Raw genomic sequence first — 16,732 nt, 5'->3', positions numbered from 1 at the left:
ACGGAAGACTTAATTCTGTAAGTCATTATATTTTAGAGGGTTGTATATTCGGCATGGTTATAGGCTAATGCCTCATGTGTCCCTTAAGGGTTTGAAGTGAAAGATATAAATGAATAACTAAGAGATGATGATCAGGAACCACATCAAAATGTCCTTTAGAAACCTTTCTAAACGCAGGTTATATAGTGCAATAAACTTTGTGAGCCTGTCCATCGCTGTGATGATTGGTCTTCTGGTTTTTGTATTTGTAAAAGATGAGTTGAGTTATGATGGTTTTCATGCCAAGGGAGACAATCTGTTTCTTCTTTATAGAACGGACTACAAAACTGACGATCCAAAATTGGAGCCTGGTTGGTTTGATGCGACACCAGACAAAGGAGTTGAGAAGAGCATTTCTCATAACCTTCCATTTTTAGAACTTGTAAAAGAAAGTATACCTGAAATTGACAAGGTAATTAGGGTTGAAGGAAATTTTATAAGTATCAAAAAGGATGAAAAGCAATTGTCGGAGTATGTAAACTATGTTGATTCAGATTTCTTTGAACATTTTAGCTTTAATTTTTTGTATGGCGAACCAAGTACGGCACTAAAGGAGATTAAAAGTGCTGTAATTACAGATGACATGGCCATGACCCTTTTTGGAAGAGTGGACGTTGTGGGTGAAACTTTTTCGAGTGGGGCAGAAGAAGCCAATATTTACCTTATTTCTGGGGTAATAGAAAAGCCGGTAAATTCTTCTTTAGAATTCAATATAGTACTGAACCTTGCGAATTCTTACTATTACAACGAGCATTCAGATGACTGGCATTACAATGCCATTTCATGCTTTCTACTTCTTAATAATTCAGAAGACGCCAGTATAGTAAGCCAAAAGATAAGTGAAATTTATTCTGAAAGATTTGCGGATGATATTTCCAGTCAACGCGAAATGCTGAAACTATCAGCTTACAATCCTGTTGTGCAATATGGCTTAAAGAATATCCAAGGTTTATACCTCGACCCGAGCATAAGTTACGGAAAGAGTTCTTCTCCGCTTTATTCTATTGTACTTATTGGTATTGGGTTACTCATCCTCTTAATCGCTTGTATCAATTACCTTTCTATTAACGTGGCTTCTTCGGGCAGCAGGCAGCTTGAAGTGTCCGTAAGGAAAGTGATGGGAGCAAGTGGAACGCATTTGCGCGTCCAATTTTATTTAGAAGCACTGATTATTTCTGCATTTTCGGTTCTTGGTGGATTCACTTTGATGCAATTGTTGTTGCCAAAATTTAATGCATTGGCCGGAAAGTCAATTGAATTAAGCTTAATAGAGAATATTCAAATACTAAGTATCAGCCTTCTTTTTGCATTAGTGTTGGCTTTTTTGGCTGGAATTTACCCAGCTCAAATTTTATCTCGATTTAAAGTAGTGAATGGCCTTAAGGGGAATACTACCTACAAAATAAAACCGCTTTTGATAAGGTCTATGGTGGTTTTTCAATTTGTGCTTTGTCTGTTTTTTATTTCAATGGGTTTGGTGATGACACGTCAATTCAATTACATCAATGACAAAGACTTAGGATTTGACAAAGAGCAGATTGTTTATGTGCGTGGGCTTTGGGGAAAGACTCAATTGATGAAACAGGAGTTAGCTTCGAATACAGAAATTGAATCAGTGACTGGAGTAAATGGAATTTTCACTCCTTCAACCAGCAGGGGTGGTATTGTGGTTAACAACATTCAATATTGGGTGCAGAGCGCCAGAGTAGATTTCGACTTCTTTAAAACCTTTAGTATTCCTCTTTTGGAAGGTGAATATTTTAGTGAAGAGATGGGAGTAGAGGCCTTAGAAAGTCGAACGATCATAAACAAAACACTTTTTGATCTTTACAAGTCTGATACGGCAATGTATAATCTTGTGCAAAAGGATATTCAAGGCGTAGTCAACGATTTTCATTTTGAGTCGCTTCAGAAATCCATTGGCCCATTTCGCTTCAATGTGGCCAATAGCAATAGCCTTTCAGATTTGTTTGTGAAAATTAGCGCAGGAAAAACTGAAGCAGGAATTGCCGCCATTAAAGCTGCCGCAGAGAAGATTGTTCCTGAAAAGGAAATTGAGGTTCGCTTCTTAGAAGATTACCTCAACAGCCGCTATAAGGACAGCCAAAAATGGAAAGAAATTATTAATGTAGCTTCTGTATTGGGGGTAATTATCGCTTGTATTGGGCTCTTTGGGCTAACGGGCATTAATATGGCCAATCGAACTAAGGAAATTGGCATTAGAAAAGTATTAGGAGCAGGTTTTTCTGATGTACTCATTCTCTTAAACCGACAAACCATTTGGTTGATTCTGTTGAGCACAGCCGTATCACTACCCATATCCTATTATTTTATGCAGCAGTGGCTTTCGGGTTTTGCCTACAGCACTTCCATTACGGCTGATATTTTTCTGTTATCAACCTGTATTTGTTTTTTAGTGGTGGTCATAACCGTTTCTTTTCACTCGGTTAAATCAACCTTATCAAACCCAATCGATTCACTCCGCTACGAATAAACTCAAACAACATTATTACATATAAAAGTCATCATCATGTTCAGAAAAAACCTAATTGTTGCCCTTAGAAATATAAAGAAGAGAAAGTCATTCGCTATCATAAACATCTTTGGTCTTACTGTTGGCATGACTGTCTGTTTTCTAATCTTGACTTATGCTAGGTTTGAAATGAGCTATGATCGATTTCATCCTCAAGCGGAAGATATCTATAGAGTAACAGTGGATTTATATGCTGAAGGTACTTTTCAAACTGCCGATGCTCAGTGCTATCCGGCAGTTGGGCCTATGGCTGTGGCGGAATTTCCAGAAGTAGAAGAATTTGCCATGGCGCGCCATATTGGTCGCTTTTTGTTTAAAAACGAAGAAAAGGCCTTTAATGAAGACCGCGTGTATTTTGCTAATCCTGGTTGGTTAAATGTTTTTGATTGGGGAATGACTCAAGGCGATAGAGCTTTGGCACTGAATGAAGTGGCTAAAATTGTAATAACTGAAAGTGTTGCTAAAAAGTATTTTGGAGATGAAGACCCAATGGGCAAAATTCTAACCGCGGTACCTGGCGGTGCTGAAATTCCCATGCAGGTAACTGGGGTCGTTAAAGATGTTCCAGAAAACGCGCATCTTAAATTCGATATTTTAATTTCTTATCAAACTGGAGTTCAATTCTTAAAGTGGGATTACAATAACTGGAGTGGGAATAATGAATTTATGTATTTAAAAACTAATGGTGCAAAACTAGATAACACTTTTACCGAACGTTTGAACCAGAGTTTTTTAGCCAAAACAGAAGGAGATAGATCAGAGAAGCTAGTTATTCAACCTTTAACCGACATTCACCTTTATTCTGATAGAACTTTTGAAGCAGAGGTGAATGGTAGTGAGTCTACTGTGAATGTTTTGCTGTTAGTGGCCCTGTTCGTTTTGGTAATTGCTTGGGTAAATTATATCAACCTTTCCACAGCAAAGGCTTTAGAAAGGGGTAAAGAAGTAGGAGTGAGAAAGGTTTTAGGATCTAACAAAGGGGCTTTATTAAGTCAGTTTTTGACTGAATCTTTCATGATTAACTTTTTATCATTAATACTTACTCTCACATTGATTCAGGCCGTATTACCTATCTTCAATCAGTTCTCTGGCCTTGATTTAACTTTCAATGTTTTTTCAGACCTAGCACTTTTTGGTTTCGTAATGGGGCTGCTTTTTATAGGTACATTGGCTTCAGGAGTTTATCCTGCTTTAGTATTGGCAAATTATAAGCCGCTCGAAGTATTAAAAGGTAGTCTTAGCAGTTCTAAAAAAGGGGTTGTGCTCAGAAAGGGATTAGTAGTGTTTCAGTTTATGATTACCATGGTGCTTTTGGCTGGAACCATGGTGATTTATACACAGGTGCAAGAAATGCGAAATCAGAAATTGGGTGTAAATATAGCTCAAACTGTAGTGGTGCGTTCACCATTGTTGGCAGATTCTAATGAGTCTCAATTGCAGAAGCGTAAAGCCTTAAAAACTGAGCTAAAACGATTGCCGCAGGTGTTGAATGTAGCCTACTCTGAAACCTTGTTTGGCCAAGGTACAGTTGAAATGAATACTGGAACGGGTGTTTATGCTACAGGTCATGAGGAAGGAAAAGGGAATGTATATTTCTTTTATAGAGTAGATGCTGAGTTTGTTCCAACCTTTGGTTTTCAGGTGCTTGCTGGAAGAACCTTCGACAATGAAAGAGATATTTCGGCTAGCGAAAATTTCACTTCTATTATGGTAAATGAAACTGCCAGAAGATTGTTGGGCTTTAATTCAAATGAAGAAGCAATAGGGGCTAAGGTGCATTTCTGGGGTAATGAGGTCAAGATATTGGGCGTGTTTAATGATTATAACCATCATTCACTCAAAACAAGTATTGACCCTACTATATTTTGGTTTGACAAAGAGGGCAATGACGGAAATTATATTTCTGTGAAATTGGATGATAGAGACTCTGGAAATTCCTACAAGGAAATGGTAGCTAAAATCGAAAGCGTATATCGGGATGTTTATCCAAATAGTGATTTCGATTACTTCTTCCTTGACGAGAAATTTAACGAGCAATACAAAGCAGATCAACAGTTTGGAGCCGTTTTCGGTGTTTTTGCTTCCATTACCGTTTTTGTTTCTATACTAGGCTTATTTGGTTTGGTGCTTTACGAGGTTCAGCAGAAAATTAAAGAGATAGGTATTAGAAAGGTTTTGGGCGCAAATGTTTCTAGCATCATAAAAATGCTCTCTACAAACTTTATGAAGCTAATTCTTCTCTCCGTAATAATTGCCCTGCCTATCACTTATTTTGGAGCTCAAAAATGGCTTCAAACATTTTCTTATCAAACGAATTTGACTTGGTATGTTTTCACAATACCCGCACTTTTAATCCTTGGTGTGGCTTTTTTAACGGTAGTTTTCCAGGCCATTAAAGTAGCCAGGCGAAACCCAATAGAGGCATTGCGTTATGAATAAGTAAGGCGCCCAAAAAATCTATATATTGGCTTGGCTCAAGAAATAAGACTTCAGCCAGGCTAATTCATTTTAAGCTAAGGTTATGTTTTAATGCAAGTTTTCTGACTTCAAAAAAACTACCGAAATATTGTAATAGATTTCGGCCTAGATAGAACGAAATGAATATTTACGAATCAATGGGGTTGCTTGGGGCAATCTTGAGTAGCCTTACTTTTTTACCTCAGGTTATTCGCACATGGAAAATTAAAAGTGCGGAAGATTTGAGTATGGGAATGCTTGTTATTGTTTTTTGCAGCACTATTGTATGGCTTATTTATGGTTTTGCTTTGTGGCTTATTCCTGTAATTATTGCCAATTCCGCAATATTTATACTCAGCCTTACTTTGATTTACTTTAAAATTACCTTTAAGAAAAAGAATAGAGTAGTTAAGTAGAACTTATATAAATAAAAAACCCGTTACCATTTAGATAACGGGTTTATAACCACTGAAAAAACAAATTCAATTATTGTCCGCCTCGGCCTCTTCTTCCTTGAGTTTGAGGATTCTCTTTCTTCCAAGTTTCATATGAAGTCCATTGAGTAGCACTGAAAATCTTTTTTAACTCTTTATCTTGATCTTCTTGCATTTTAGTCATTGCAGCTGTCATAGCCTCACGATCCATCGTACCACTACCTCGTAGCTCAGTCATTTTTGCGGTACGTTTTTCTGCAGAAGCTACAAGTAGCTCATATACTTTGGTGTGTTGTTCATCAGACAAGCCAAACTTTTCTTGCCAAGTATCTGCCGTGGTTTTAGCTTGAACTTTAGGGTCAGGTCGTTGTCCGCCTTGCCCTTGGCCACCGCCACCCCGTTGAGCGAATGCTGATGCTGCTACAGCAAAGAATATCGCCACAATTAATAGAGTTCTTTTTCTCATTTTGATTTTGTTTGTAGCCTTGGACATACTTGGGTGACAATGGTTTAACTTAACAGAATCATTTACATCAAGGGTAGAAATTGAGTCTAAAATGTAGGTGCTTTATTTAAAGTCTACTTCGCTGTCTTTAATATTTCGTTCGTAAAGCATGTGCATTATGCCATCCTTTAAACCTACATCGGGCACCATAATTTTGCGGCACTTTGCAGATTTCATTACGTGCATGTAAATATGTGAGGCAGGAATGATTACATCGGCCCTATCGGGGTTCAATTGCAGTTTATGAATTCGTTCTTCTAAAGTAAAACCTGCAACATAAGATTGTACATCTAGTACTTCTTTTAAGGTTAAAACCCTGTCTATTTTGCGTTTATTAGCCAGTTCGTAAGTTTTATTAATGTTTCCGCCCGTACCAATAGCTGTTATTGTTTTATACTTACCAATTACATTGGCTTTCACCCAACTGTCTATTTTTTCAAGAATATCAGAAGTACCCAACTGCTCAATACTTCTTACAGACCCAACCTTGAAAGATTGAGAAGCCACTTTCTTTCCATTGGAAATTAAATTGAGTTCAGTGCTACCACCACCAACGTCAATGTGTAAGTAATTCTGGTCATCAAGCTTTTTTAGAACAACTTTGTTGATGAGTTCTGCTTCTACATCTCCGCTAATAATTTTAATTTTAAGCCCTAAAAGTTGGTTAACTTTTTCGGCTAGCTTGTAGCCATTTTCTGCTTCGCGCATGGCTGAGGTAGCGCAAGCATAATAATCATCTACTTCGTATAAGTCGATCAGAAGTTTAAAAGCGTGCATCAGCCTCAAGAATTTATCTTCCTTTTCTGGTCCAATTTTTTTGAGGGTAAAAACATCTTGCCCCAATCTCAAAGGAAACCTCACATACTCTAATCTCTTGAAGATATGTTGACCCTCATAACTCAAAACATTAGTGACCTGAAATCTTATGGCGTTAGAACCAATATCAATTGCTGCTAATCTTAGACTACTCATAGATGGGCATTAAATTAGAGAATATTCTTGTTAGAAGGTGCGTTCAAGCAATTTTTATAAAAATCGAACGATAGATTTTTCTGAAATATTTAGATCAAGCAGCTTCGGTTTAATCTTTATTTACTTTCTTTGCATCACTTATCAAGAAAGACTGAGGGACTAGGCCCTGTGACGTCTTAGCAACCTGTAGAAGCTGGTGCTAATTCCTAGCCTCGAATTTATTCGAGGAAAAGATGAGCCTGCAAAACTCTCCCTGCCTTTCTTGATAAGCATTATAAATGCAAATTATGTCAAGAAATATTAAGGAAATTCTCAAAGAACGAATCTTGGTTTTAGATGGTGCAATGGGCACTATGATTCAAAGGCACCCTTTAGAGGAAGAAGATTTTAAAGGAGATAGATTCAAAAATCATCCACATTCTTTAAAAGGGAACAATGACCTGCTTTCTATCACCCGGCCAGAAATCATTAAAGATATCCATCGCCAATATTTTTTAGCGGGTGCCGATATTGTAGAAACAAATACCTTCAGTGGTACTACAATCGCTCAAGCAGACTATCATTTAGAAGATGCGGTATATGAAATCAACTTTGAGTCGGCTAAAATTGCTAGAGAAGTAGCTGATGAAATTACCGCGCAAGAACCCCATAAACCTCGGTTTGTAGCAGGCTCCATTGGGCCTACAAACAGAACTGCTTCTTTATCTCCTGATGTAAATGATCCTGGTTTTAGAGCCATTACTTTCGATGAATTAGTACAAGCCTATAAAGAACAGGTGATTGCACTTACTGACGGTGGTGTAGATTTGCTATTAGTCGAGACGGTGTTCGATACGCTGAATGCTAAGGCCGCGCTTTTTGCGATTGAAGAAGTTTCTGAAGAAAAAGGCAAAGAATGGCCAATTATGGTTTCTGGAACGATTACCGATGCCAGTGGCAGAACACTTTCAGGGCAAACTACTCAAGCTTTCCTTATTTCTGTATCACATATGCCGTTGCTCTCAATAGGACTTAACTGCGCTCTAGGAGCCAAACAGCTTCGCCCTTATTTGGAAACGCTCTCTGAAAAGGCTAATTTCTTTACTAGTGCTCACCCTAATGCAGGTTTACCCAATGAATTCGGTCAATATGATGAGTCGCCAGAAGAAATGGCCGAGCAGATAGAAGACTTCCTTTCTAACGGTTTCCTAAACATTGTGGGTGGTTGTTGCGGAACCACACCAGATCATATTAGGGCCATTGCTGAAGTGGCCGCCAAGTATCAGCCGCGTAGCATTGAAGCTGAAAAGTCAATGGTCGATAGTTAATAGTGAAATGATAAAATCGACTCAAGCTTTTAGAAACTCCCTAAAAATAATCTAGCAAACCATCGACTATTGACTTACAACAATATGAATAAATATAATTCAACACTTGAGCTTTCAGGCCTCGAACCCTTAATTGTTACTCCGGAGTCCAATTTTGTGAATGTAGGAGAGCGAACCAATGTGACGGGTTCTAAGCGCTTTGCACGATTAATTTTGGAAGAAAAGTTTGATGAAGCCTTAGAGGTAGCTCGTGACCAAGTGGATGGAGGCGCTCAGATTCTCGATGTCAACATGGACGAAGGAATGCTTGATGGAAAAGAGGCGATGGTCAAGTTTTTGAATCTGATTGCCTCAGAACCCGATATTTCTAGAATTCCCATCATGATTGACTCTTCCAAATGGGAAATCATTGAAGCAGGGTTGAAATGTGTTCAGGGGAAATGTGTAGTGAATTCAATTTCCTTAAAAGAAGGAGAAGAGCAATTTATTGCTCAAGCTAAGAAAGTAAAACGTTATGGTGCGGCAGTAATCGTTATGGCTTTTGATGAAGAAGGTCAAGCCGATACCTACGAAAGAAGGATTGAAATCTGTAAACGCTCGTATGATATTCTGGTCGATGTAGTCAAATTCCCTAAAAACGATATCATTTTCGACCCCAATATTTTCCCTGTGGCTACAGGTATTGAAGAGCACAATAATAATGCGGTCGATTTTTTCAGGGCAACCAAATGGATCAGAACTAATCTGCCAGGAGCTCATGTGAGTGGCGGTGTAAGTAACGTATCTTTCTCATTCCGAGGTAATAACCCTGTTCGCGAAGCCATGCATTCGGCCTTTCTATATCATGCCATTCAAAACGGAATGGACATGGGAATTGTTAACCCGACCATGCTTGAGATTTATGACGACATTCCAAAAGACTTGTTAGAAAGGGTAGAGGATGTGCTCCTAAACCGAAGACCAGACTCTACTGAGCGTTTGCTGGATTTTGCCGAAACGGTAAAAGGCGAAGGAAAGAAACAAGTAAAAGACGATGCTTGGCGGAAGGAGTCGGTAGAAAAGCGACTTGAGCACGCTTTAGTAAAAGGTATTATAGAGTTTATAGATGAAGACACAGAAGAAGCTCGACAAAAATATATAAGTCCATTGAAGGTCATTGAAGGTCCATTAATGGATGGAATGAATGTAGTGGGAGACCTTTTTGGCTCAGGTAAAATGTTTTTACCACAAGTAGTAAAGAGCGCCCGAGTAATGAAAAAGGCGGTGGCTTATCTTTTGCCTTATTTGGAAGAGGAGAAGCGGATTGCCAAAGAAACATCTCCCACTTTGGGGGAGACCAAGAGGGGGCTAATTCCAGAACGAGAAACTGGTCGAAAAATCCTTTTAGCTACGGTAAAAGGAGATGTTCATGATATTGGGAAGAATATTGTTGGGGTGGTTTTGGCCTGTAATAATTACGATATCATCGATATGGGCGTAATGGTGCCTGCTGATAAAATTCTTGATAAGGCCATTGAGGAAAATGTGGATGTAATTGGTTTAAGTGGTTTGATTACTCCTTCACTTGACGAAATGGTGCACGTAGCCAAAGAAATGGAAAGAAGGAAGATGAAGTTACCGCTTATGGTGGGTGGTGCAACCACTTCCCGAATTCATACCGCAGTAAAGATTGACCCAGTTTATTCCGGACCAGTTGTACATGTTTTGGATGCTTCTAAAAGTGTGCCTGTAGCTGGAGAATTGATAAGCGGAGATCGCAAGGCGGATTACAAAACACAGGTGAAAAGCGAATATGCAAAGCTTCGCGAAGATCACGCAAACCGTAAAGAAATCAAGCATTACATTCCTTATAGCAGAGCTTTGGGGAATAGACTAAAAGTAAATTGGGAAGAAAAAAAATACGTAAAGCCGAGCTTTATAGGTAATAAAGTATTCAAAAACTTCGATCTGAATATTATTAGAGAGTACATCGACTGGACCCCATTTTTCCAGACTTGGATGCTGAAAGGGAAATATCCTAGAATTTTCGAAAACGAAACGATTGGCAAGGAAGCCAAAAAGCTTTTTGACGATGCCAATAAAATGCTCGATGAAGTAATTCAGAAAAACCTGCTTCAAGCCAATGGCGTGGTAGGACTCTATCCCGCCAACAGTGTTGGCGATGACATTGAAGTGTACACAGATGAGACTCGAAATGAAGTGAAAACTGTGTTTCATTGCTTGAGGCAGCAAGGCAAAAAAGGCACTGGCATTCCTAACTTGTCTTTAGCGGATTTTATAGCCCCAAAGGATTCAGGGAAAATTGACTATGTAGGTGGTTTTGCCGTAACGGGCGGTTTGGGTATTGAGCCTTTAATTGAAAAATACGAGAAAGATCATGACGATTACAATTCTATCATGATTAAGGCCATTGCCGATCGCTTGGCAGAAGCTTTTGCAGAAGCCATGCACGCCAAAGTGCGTAAAGAGCTTTGGGCTTATGCGAAAAACGAAACCTTGGACAATGAATCCTTAATTAAAGAAAGCTATCAGGGAATTAGACCAGCACCGGGCTATCCAGCTTGCCCAGATCATACTGAAAAACCAATTCTTTTTGATTTACTCAATGCTCAAGAAGAAACGGGAATTATTCTCACAGAGTCGATGGCGATGTACCCAGCCTCTTCCGTAAGTGGCCTTTATTTTATGCACGAAGAAGCTAAGTACTTCGGTTTAGGCAAAATTGAAAAAGACCAAGTGCAAGATTACGCCAAACGTAAAGGAATGACTTTAGAAGAAACTGAGAAATGGCTAGCTCCAAACTTAACCTATGATCTTTAAGTATTGAAGTGCTTAGGTGTGGAAGTATTGAATGTTAAAATTAAATGATCGAGATATGGCAAAGGTGACAAGATTTGAAGATTTAAGGTGTTGGCAGTTGGCTAGAAAACTGACTCATCGGGTTTATGTAATGTCTAATCAAGGTGAACTGGCTAAGGATTTCGATACACGTTCGCAGTTCAAGAGAGCAGGGCTTTCAATCATAAATAATATTGCTGAAGGATTTGGTCGATTTTCTCCAAAAGACTTTATCAAATTTCTTGATTATGCTTCTGCGTCTTGTACAGAGGTAAAAAGCATGACCTATTTGATGTTAGACCTAGAGTATTTTCCCTCGGAAGACATTGAAAACGTTCAAAAGCAAATTGAAGAAGCAAAGGCCTCAATTTTAGCATTCATTAAATACTTAAGAAATAAAGAAAGCCAATAGTTCGGTGTTGCGAATTTCAACAGCACTTCAGCACCTAAACACTTCAACACCCAAACACTTCAATACATCAACACATTAGAAATGAAAGTAACCCAACATATAAAAAGAGCAAAAGGTAAAACTCTTTTCAGCTTCGAGATTCTTCCACCAAGAAAGGGGGAAAACGTAAATGGTATTTTCGATGCGATTGACCCTTTAATGGAGTTTAACCCGCCATTTATTGATGTCACCTATCATCGCGAAGAGTACATTTATAAGCAACACGACAACGGTTTGCTCGAAAAAGTGACTACCCGTAAACGTCCGGGAACGGTGGGAATTTGTGCGGCCATTATGAATAAATACGGAGTAGATGCTGTGCCTCATATTATTTGTGGTGGTTTTAATAAGGAAGAAACAGAGAATGCACTGATCGACCTTGATTTCTTGGGAATTGATAATGTGTTGGTGTTGCGTGGAGATGCTATTAAATCGGAGGGAAGGTTCGTTCCAGATCCAGATGGGCATTCGTATGCTACAGAATTGATGCAACAGGTTTTGGATTTAAATCAGGGTAAATATTTACACGAAGAAGTGGAAATGGCCAAAACCAACTTTTCTATAGGAGTGGCGGGTTATCCAGAAAAACACTTTGAGGCTCCAAGTCTTAAAAGTGACATGAAGTACCTAAAACAAAAAGTAGATATGGGTGCAGAGTACATCGTTACCCAAATGTTTTTCGATAATCAGAAATACTTCGACTTTGTTGAAAAGTGCCGAAAGGCGGATATCCATGTGCCTATTATTCCAGGGCTGAAACCATTAACAACGCTTAATCATAGCACCATTCTACCTAGTATTTTCCATGTGGATTTACCAGATGACTTGGTTGATGAATTAGATAAATGTAAAGACAATAAAGCTGCGAGAGAAGTGGGTATTGAATGGTGTATTCAGCAGTCGAAAGAATTGATGGAGGCAAAAGTGCCATGCTTGCATTATTACACTATGAGCAAATCAAGTGTAATTAAGCAAATTGCTGAAAAGCTGTTTTAGAAGTTTTACGGTTGTTCAATTTGTAAACATTCATAAACCTGACCAATGCCTTCTTGAGTATCGGAAAGCACTACAAGCGTGTCTTCTGCGAGGATTTCTGTGGCTCCATTGGGTGTAATGAATTTATTGTCTCGATTTATCATTGCGATCAGCGCGGTTTTAGGGAAGTTGAGTTCCACAATTTTTTTGTTTACCGCTACACCGTTTTCGGGCATTTTTATTTCAACCATTATCGCCTTGGCAGTTTCTGAAAGCAATTCATCTAAAGGTGATTTTGGTTTAGAATCTTCTGGCAACGCCACATTAAGCCATTTTGCTATTACAGACAGGGTTGTTCCTTGAATTAGTACCGAAGACAGCGAAATAAAGAACACAATATTGAAGATCATACTGGCTTTTTCGATTCCAGCAATTAAGGGGTAGGTAGCAAAAACAATCGGTACTGCCCCTCTAAGTCCAACCCATGAAATATAGAACCGCCTTCTCATTTTCATTTTAAAAGGCGTTAGGCTTAAAAAAACACTGATTGGCCGGGCTACAAATATTTGAAAAAGTGAAATGAGTAAACCAATGCCTAAAATTGGAAGTATTTCTGAAGGATAAACCAATAAGCCTAGGGTAAGGAAAAGCACAATTTGCATGAGCCATGCCAAACCATCGAACATTTTAAGAATGGTTTTTTTATGGATTAAGTCTTGGTTGCCAAGGTATACAGCACATAAATAAACGGCCAAGAAACCATTTCCACCTAGTGCATCGGTACCAGAAAAGGTGATAAACATAAGTGAAATCACCAAAACAGGATATAATCCTTCAAACCCAAGCTTGATCCTGTTGATAACATATTTGCTGGCCATTCCAAAAAGCAACCCAGCCACTCCGCCAATAATCATCTGTTTCAGGAACAATGGAATAATAGAGAGCAAACTCTGATCTGGATTCATCACTAGGGCTAAGAAAGCGATGGTCAATACATAAGCCATTGGGTCATTACTTCCACTTTCTAGCTCTAGGGTAGGCCTAAGGTTATTTCTAAGTGCTAAATTTTTTCCTCTTAAAATAGAAAAAACAGCTGCCGCATCGGTAGATGATATAATTGCACCAAGCAGAAGACCTTCATAAATAGTAAAGTCGGTAATGGCCCAAACGAAGGTGCCCATGGTTACTGCTGTGAGTAAAACTCCAAGGGTAGAAAGGGAGATGCCTTGCCATAAAACCGGTTTAATAGACTGCCAATTGGTGTCGAGCCCGCCAGAAAAGAGGATGAAGTTAAGCGAAACCACACCGATAAATTGAGCCGCTGAAGGATTATCGAAATAAATGCCTCCAATGCCATCTGAGCCCGCTAATATTCCAATCGCCAAGAACAATACTAAAGTGGGAACTCCAAAACGGTAGGAGGTTTTACCCGCTATAATACTCACAAAGAGCAGTAGCGAACCAATTAGCATTATGTTCTCTATAGTTAAGCTCAACTAATTTTGGTTTGAAGGAAATAATAGTATCGAAGCTGCAAAGATAACTTTTGGACATTCTTTTCAGCTATTACTCTCAAATTCATTTTTAAACATGAAGGTCTGGTAGTTACTAATTTACCAGACCTCAAAGATAAAACGTTAAATTATGCTTGAAGCACTTCGTTAATTTGCTTTTCCCATTTAGCAAGCAAAGGCAACTCGGTAGTTACTGAGCTGCTTTCATCTGCATTGTAAAACTCTATGTTTTGAACTTTACTTTGAGCATTCGAAGGACTTAAACTCAAGTGTAAGCGCTCAATTACCGTAACTGGCCCATCGTTTGTTTTTACTGTTCTGCCTACTTTATTCACCGTACATTTCTTGAATGGCTTTAGGTCAATCAATTGTATTTCGGGAGTTTCACCTTTCTTTTTAAAATGTACTAGTTGTTTTGTTTGAACATCTAAACCCAAACAATACACATAATTCCATACCTCACTGTGGGTGAGTTTTAAGCCCTTCTCTTGTGTTAACTGAAGAAATTCAGCGTATAATTTCTTTTCCTTTTTCTTCTGCATTCCTTGTAAATAAACAATAGGGAGCACAAATGCTGCCATGGCAGCTATACCAAATAGTGTTGTAGATAATTCCATTTTCTTTTAGATTAAATAATATTGGTGGCCACAGAACTTCATTATGAATTCTGAAACCAAAAAAAAATACACGGCCAACGAGTGTTAGCTTAGAGATAAATGGGGAATACTTACGAGAAGGTATGGAATGGGAAAATGATGTCTTTCACCGAAAGACTGAGTTCAATCTGCCTAGACCGCTCTAATTCTTTGCGCCAAACAGCTTGTTTTGTGTTATCAGAACCTAAATTTTTAACGGCTGCCCAGTGTGGGAGATAGTTTGTCTCGGACTCCTGAAAACTAGTTGATGTTTCTGTGACCAATTCATTAAAGACTGGTAAATGAAACAAACTTGAATAAGAGGGAGCAAATGCATCTGTAACCTGATTGGCTTGAGCGTGCTCAATTTGGCTTTTAAGTAAAGCCTGATGTAGCAAACTGTCCACACTTATTCCGTACACCAATAAGGTGAGCGATATTAGTAGGGATTTAAACAGACTTTTCATTCGTGCAATATTAGAATATCAACTGTTATTTTTAATCGGCAAACGTGAATATTTTTTTTAATTATAGATTACTCAAAGGCAGTGAATTTGATATTTGGGCTGCCGATGAACGGATTATTTGCAACCATAAATATAAAAATGAGGTTGAAGTCAATTATTAAGCTCATTTTTAGGCTCAGAAATTAACTTTTCCCTATTATTAGGCCATGAATGTATACAACCTTATCATAGCGCTGTCATGTGTGATCATTTTTTCGCACCTATTTAATATACTTTCTAAGCGTACAAATATTCCAAGTGTTATCCTTCTAATCCTTTTGGGTATAGGAATAAAGTTTGGGCTCGATGCCTACGGAATCAATCAAGACAAGTTGATTTTTAGCACTCTAGAGCTACTAGGGGTGGTTGGTCTTATTATGATTGTTTTAGAAGCAGCGCTAGACCTTGAATTGACAAAGGAAAAATGGCCTACCATATGGAAATCCTTTCTTGTGGCCTTAATTTCGTTAGGTGGCTGTGCATTTCTTATTTCTGTCATCATTAATCACTTCTATCAAGAAACCCCACTTATTTCTTTAGTATACGCCATTCCGCTTTCTGTTGTCAGTAGTGCTATTGTTATTCCGAGCGTTACAGGGCTTATGAAAGACAAAAAGGAGTTTATGATTTATGAGAGTACCTTTTCAGATATTCTAGGAATCATGTTTTTCTATTTTTTAACAGGAAATGCAGAAACGGAACAAGCAGGAGAGGTGGTTTATGGAATTATAGGTAATATCATAATTACTGTTGTTATCTCATTTGTTTTCAGTTATGGTTTGGTGTTGCTGTTTCAGAGGATTGAAGGTGAAGTAAAGCTCTTTTTATTGATTGCCATGTTGATTTTGATTTATGCAATTGGCAAGCAAATGCACCTTTCATCTTTGGTAATCATCTTAACATTTGGCTTGGTAATAAATAACAGCAAACTCTTTTTTGTTGGTAAGCTACAAAAGTGGGTCAAACATGATGTAATAGATAAGATTCTGGATGAGCTCCACCTAGTCACCCGAGAAACAGCATTTGTAGTGCGAACATTCTTTTTTGTGGTGTTCGGAACCACGATTAACCTTTCAGCGCTGGTCAATTTAGAGGTATTGGGAATAAGCTTAATGATTGTAGCTTCATTTTTTGTGGTTCGATTTATTGTACTCAAGGCTTTCTTTTGGAAGAAATCAATTCTACCAGAATTGATGATTACTCCAAGAGGCTTAATTACAGTACTATTGTTCTTCTCCATTCCAGTTGAGCTTCAATCTGAATTGTTTAATGGAGACATTATTTTGATCACCATTCTATCTACCAGCATTATTATGACTTGGGGTTTGGTAAGTTTTAGTAAAAACACTGATAAATTGCCAGAAGGCATTAAAGGAGCTCGAAAAATTTCATATTTCATTGAGCGAATGGAACCGGATTTAAGACCAGTTGTGCCTATAAAAACTCAAGCCAGTTCATCCATTGTTCCAAAAAAAGTAGAGCCGAAAGTTGAACCTAAAGTGGAAGAAAAACCCGAAACAAAAGACCAATCACTAGATAATAGTGAAGAATTTGAAGGGGAGTAAA

The 16,732-nt window shown here is 38.3% G+C and carries 13 protein-coding genes and 1 riboswitch; of the genes, 8 read left to right on the top strand and 5 right to left on the bottom strand.

Annotated features, from left to right (window positions below; translation table 11 throughout):
* Positions 1-124 precede the first annotated feature (124 nt).
* From OB69_RS13025 to OB69_RS13015, 3 genes are all read left to right on the top strand, one after another.
* Positions 125-2,533: an ABC transporter permease gene (locus OB69_RS13025; RefSeq protein WP_082338177.1), complete on the top strand. Its 2,409-nt coding sequence runs from the start codon at positions 125-127 to the stop codon at positions 2,531-2,533.
* A 36-nt stretch (positions 2,534-2,569) separates the two neighbouring features.
* Positions 2,570-5,011 carry an ABC transporter permease gene (locus OB69_RS13020; RefSeq protein WP_071426782.1) on the top strand — a complete coding sequence of 814 codons (2,442 nt, stop codon included), beginning with the start codon at positions 2,570-2,572 and terminating at the stop codon, positions 5,009-5,011.
* A 158-nt stretch (positions 5,012-5,169) separates the two neighbouring features.
* Positions 5,170-5,445, top strand: coding sequence for a SemiSWEET family sugar transporter (locus OB69_RS13015; protein WP_053224177.1), 276 nt, complete (start codon positions 5,170-5,172; stop codon positions 5,443-5,445).
* A 70-nt stretch (positions 5,446-5,515) separates the two neighbouring features.
* Here OB69_RS13015 and OB69_RS13010 read toward each other — a convergent pair whose 3' ends face one another.
* On the bottom strand, positions 5,516-5,929 hold the full coding sequence (locus OB69_RS13010) for a hypothetical protein (RefSeq protein WP_157608576.1): 414 nt from the start codon (positions 5,927-5,929) through the stop codon (positions 5,516-5,518).
* 102 nt (positions 5,930-6,031) lie between these two features.
* Entirely contained in the window at positions 6,032-6,940 is a 909-nt protein-coding gene (locus OB69_RS13005; RefSeq protein WP_053224175.1) for a Ppx/GppA phosphatase family protein, read from the bottom strand.
* A gap of 135 nt (positions 6,941-7,075) precedes the next feature.
* A riboswitch (SAM riboswitch) is annotated at positions 7,076-7,180 on the top strand.
* 47 nt (positions 7,181-7,227) lie between these two features.
* Here OB69_RS13005 and OB69_RS13000 point away from each other — a divergent pair.
* The 4 genes from OB69_RS13000 (at position 7,228) to metF (ending at position 12,532) form a co-directional block, all read left to right on the top strand.
* The gene (locus OB69_RS13000) at positions 7,228-8,247 is read left to right on the top strand and encodes a homocysteine S-methyltransferase family protein (protein WP_157608575.1); all 1,020 of its coding nucleotides are present in this window, start codon (positions 7,228-7,230) and stop codon (positions 8,245-8,247) included.
* An 84-nt stretch (positions 8,248-8,331) separates the two neighbouring features.
* The gene (metH, locus tag OB69_RS12995; protein WP_053224173.1) at positions 8,332-11,067 is read left to right on the top strand and encodes a methionine synthase; all 2,736 of its coding nucleotides are present in this window, start codon (positions 8,332-8,334) and stop codon (positions 11,065-11,067) included.
* A gap of 55 nt (positions 11,068-11,122) precedes the next feature.
* A complete protein-coding gene (locus OB69_RS12990; protein ID WP_071426784.1) occupies positions 11,123-11,497 on the top strand; it encodes a four helix bundle protein in 375 nt (124 codons plus the stop codon).
* A gap of 81 nt (positions 11,498-11,578) precedes the next feature.
* Positions 11,579-12,532, top strand: coding sequence for a methylenetetrahydrofolate reductase [NAD(P)H] (metF, locus tag OB69_RS12985; RefSeq protein ID WP_053224171.1), 954 nt, complete (start codon positions 11,579-11,581; stop codon positions 12,530-12,532).
* Positions 12,533-12,537: 5 nt separating this feature from the next.
* On the opposite strand, the gene OB69_RS12980 is transcribed toward metF, so the two are convergent.
* The 3 genes from OB69_RS12980 to OB69_RS12970 all read right to left on the bottom strand — a co-directional run bounded on the left by OB69_RS12980 (position 12,538) and on the right by OB69_RS12970 (position 15,127).
* A complete protein-coding gene (locus tag OB69_RS12980) occupies positions 12,538-14,007 on the bottom strand; it encodes a potassium/proton antiporter (RefSeq protein ID WP_053224170.1) in 1,470 nt (489 codons plus the stop codon).
* Between the two features lie 146 nt (positions 14,008-14,153).
* Positions 14,154-14,642 carry a hypothetical protein gene (locus OB69_RS12975; RefSeq protein ID WP_053224169.1) on the bottom strand — a complete coding sequence of 163 codons (489 nt, stop codon included), beginning with the start codon at positions 14,640-14,642 and terminating at the stop codon, positions 14,154-14,156.
* 110 nt (positions 14,643-14,752) lie between these two features.
* The gene (locus tag OB69_RS12970; protein WP_053224168.1) at positions 14,753-15,127 is read right to left on the bottom strand and encodes a hypothetical protein; all 375 of its coding nucleotides are present in this window, start codon (positions 15,125-15,127) and stop codon (positions 14,753-14,755) included.
* Between the two features lie 206 nt (positions 15,128-15,333).
* On the opposite strand from OB69_RS12970, the gene OB69_RS12965 reads away from it, so the two are divergent.
* Positions 15,334-16,731, top strand: a complete 1,398-nt coding sequence (locus tag OB69_RS12965) for a cation:proton antiporter domain-containing protein (RefSeq protein ID WP_053224167.1) — start codon at positions 15,334-15,336, stop codon at positions 16,729-16,731.
* The last annotated feature ends 1 nt before the right edge of the window (position 16,732 follow it).

The sequence above is a fragment of the Roseivirga seohaensis subsp. aquiponti genome, assembly GCF_001267955.1.
GTDB classification, from domain to species: domain Bacteria; phylum Bacteroidota; class Bacteroidia; order Cytophagales; family Cyclobacteriaceae; genus Roseivirga; species Roseivirga seohaensis.
The sequence above is the reverse complement of the archived record's forward strand: the minus strand, read 5'-3'. Positions and strand labels throughout refer to the sequence as shown.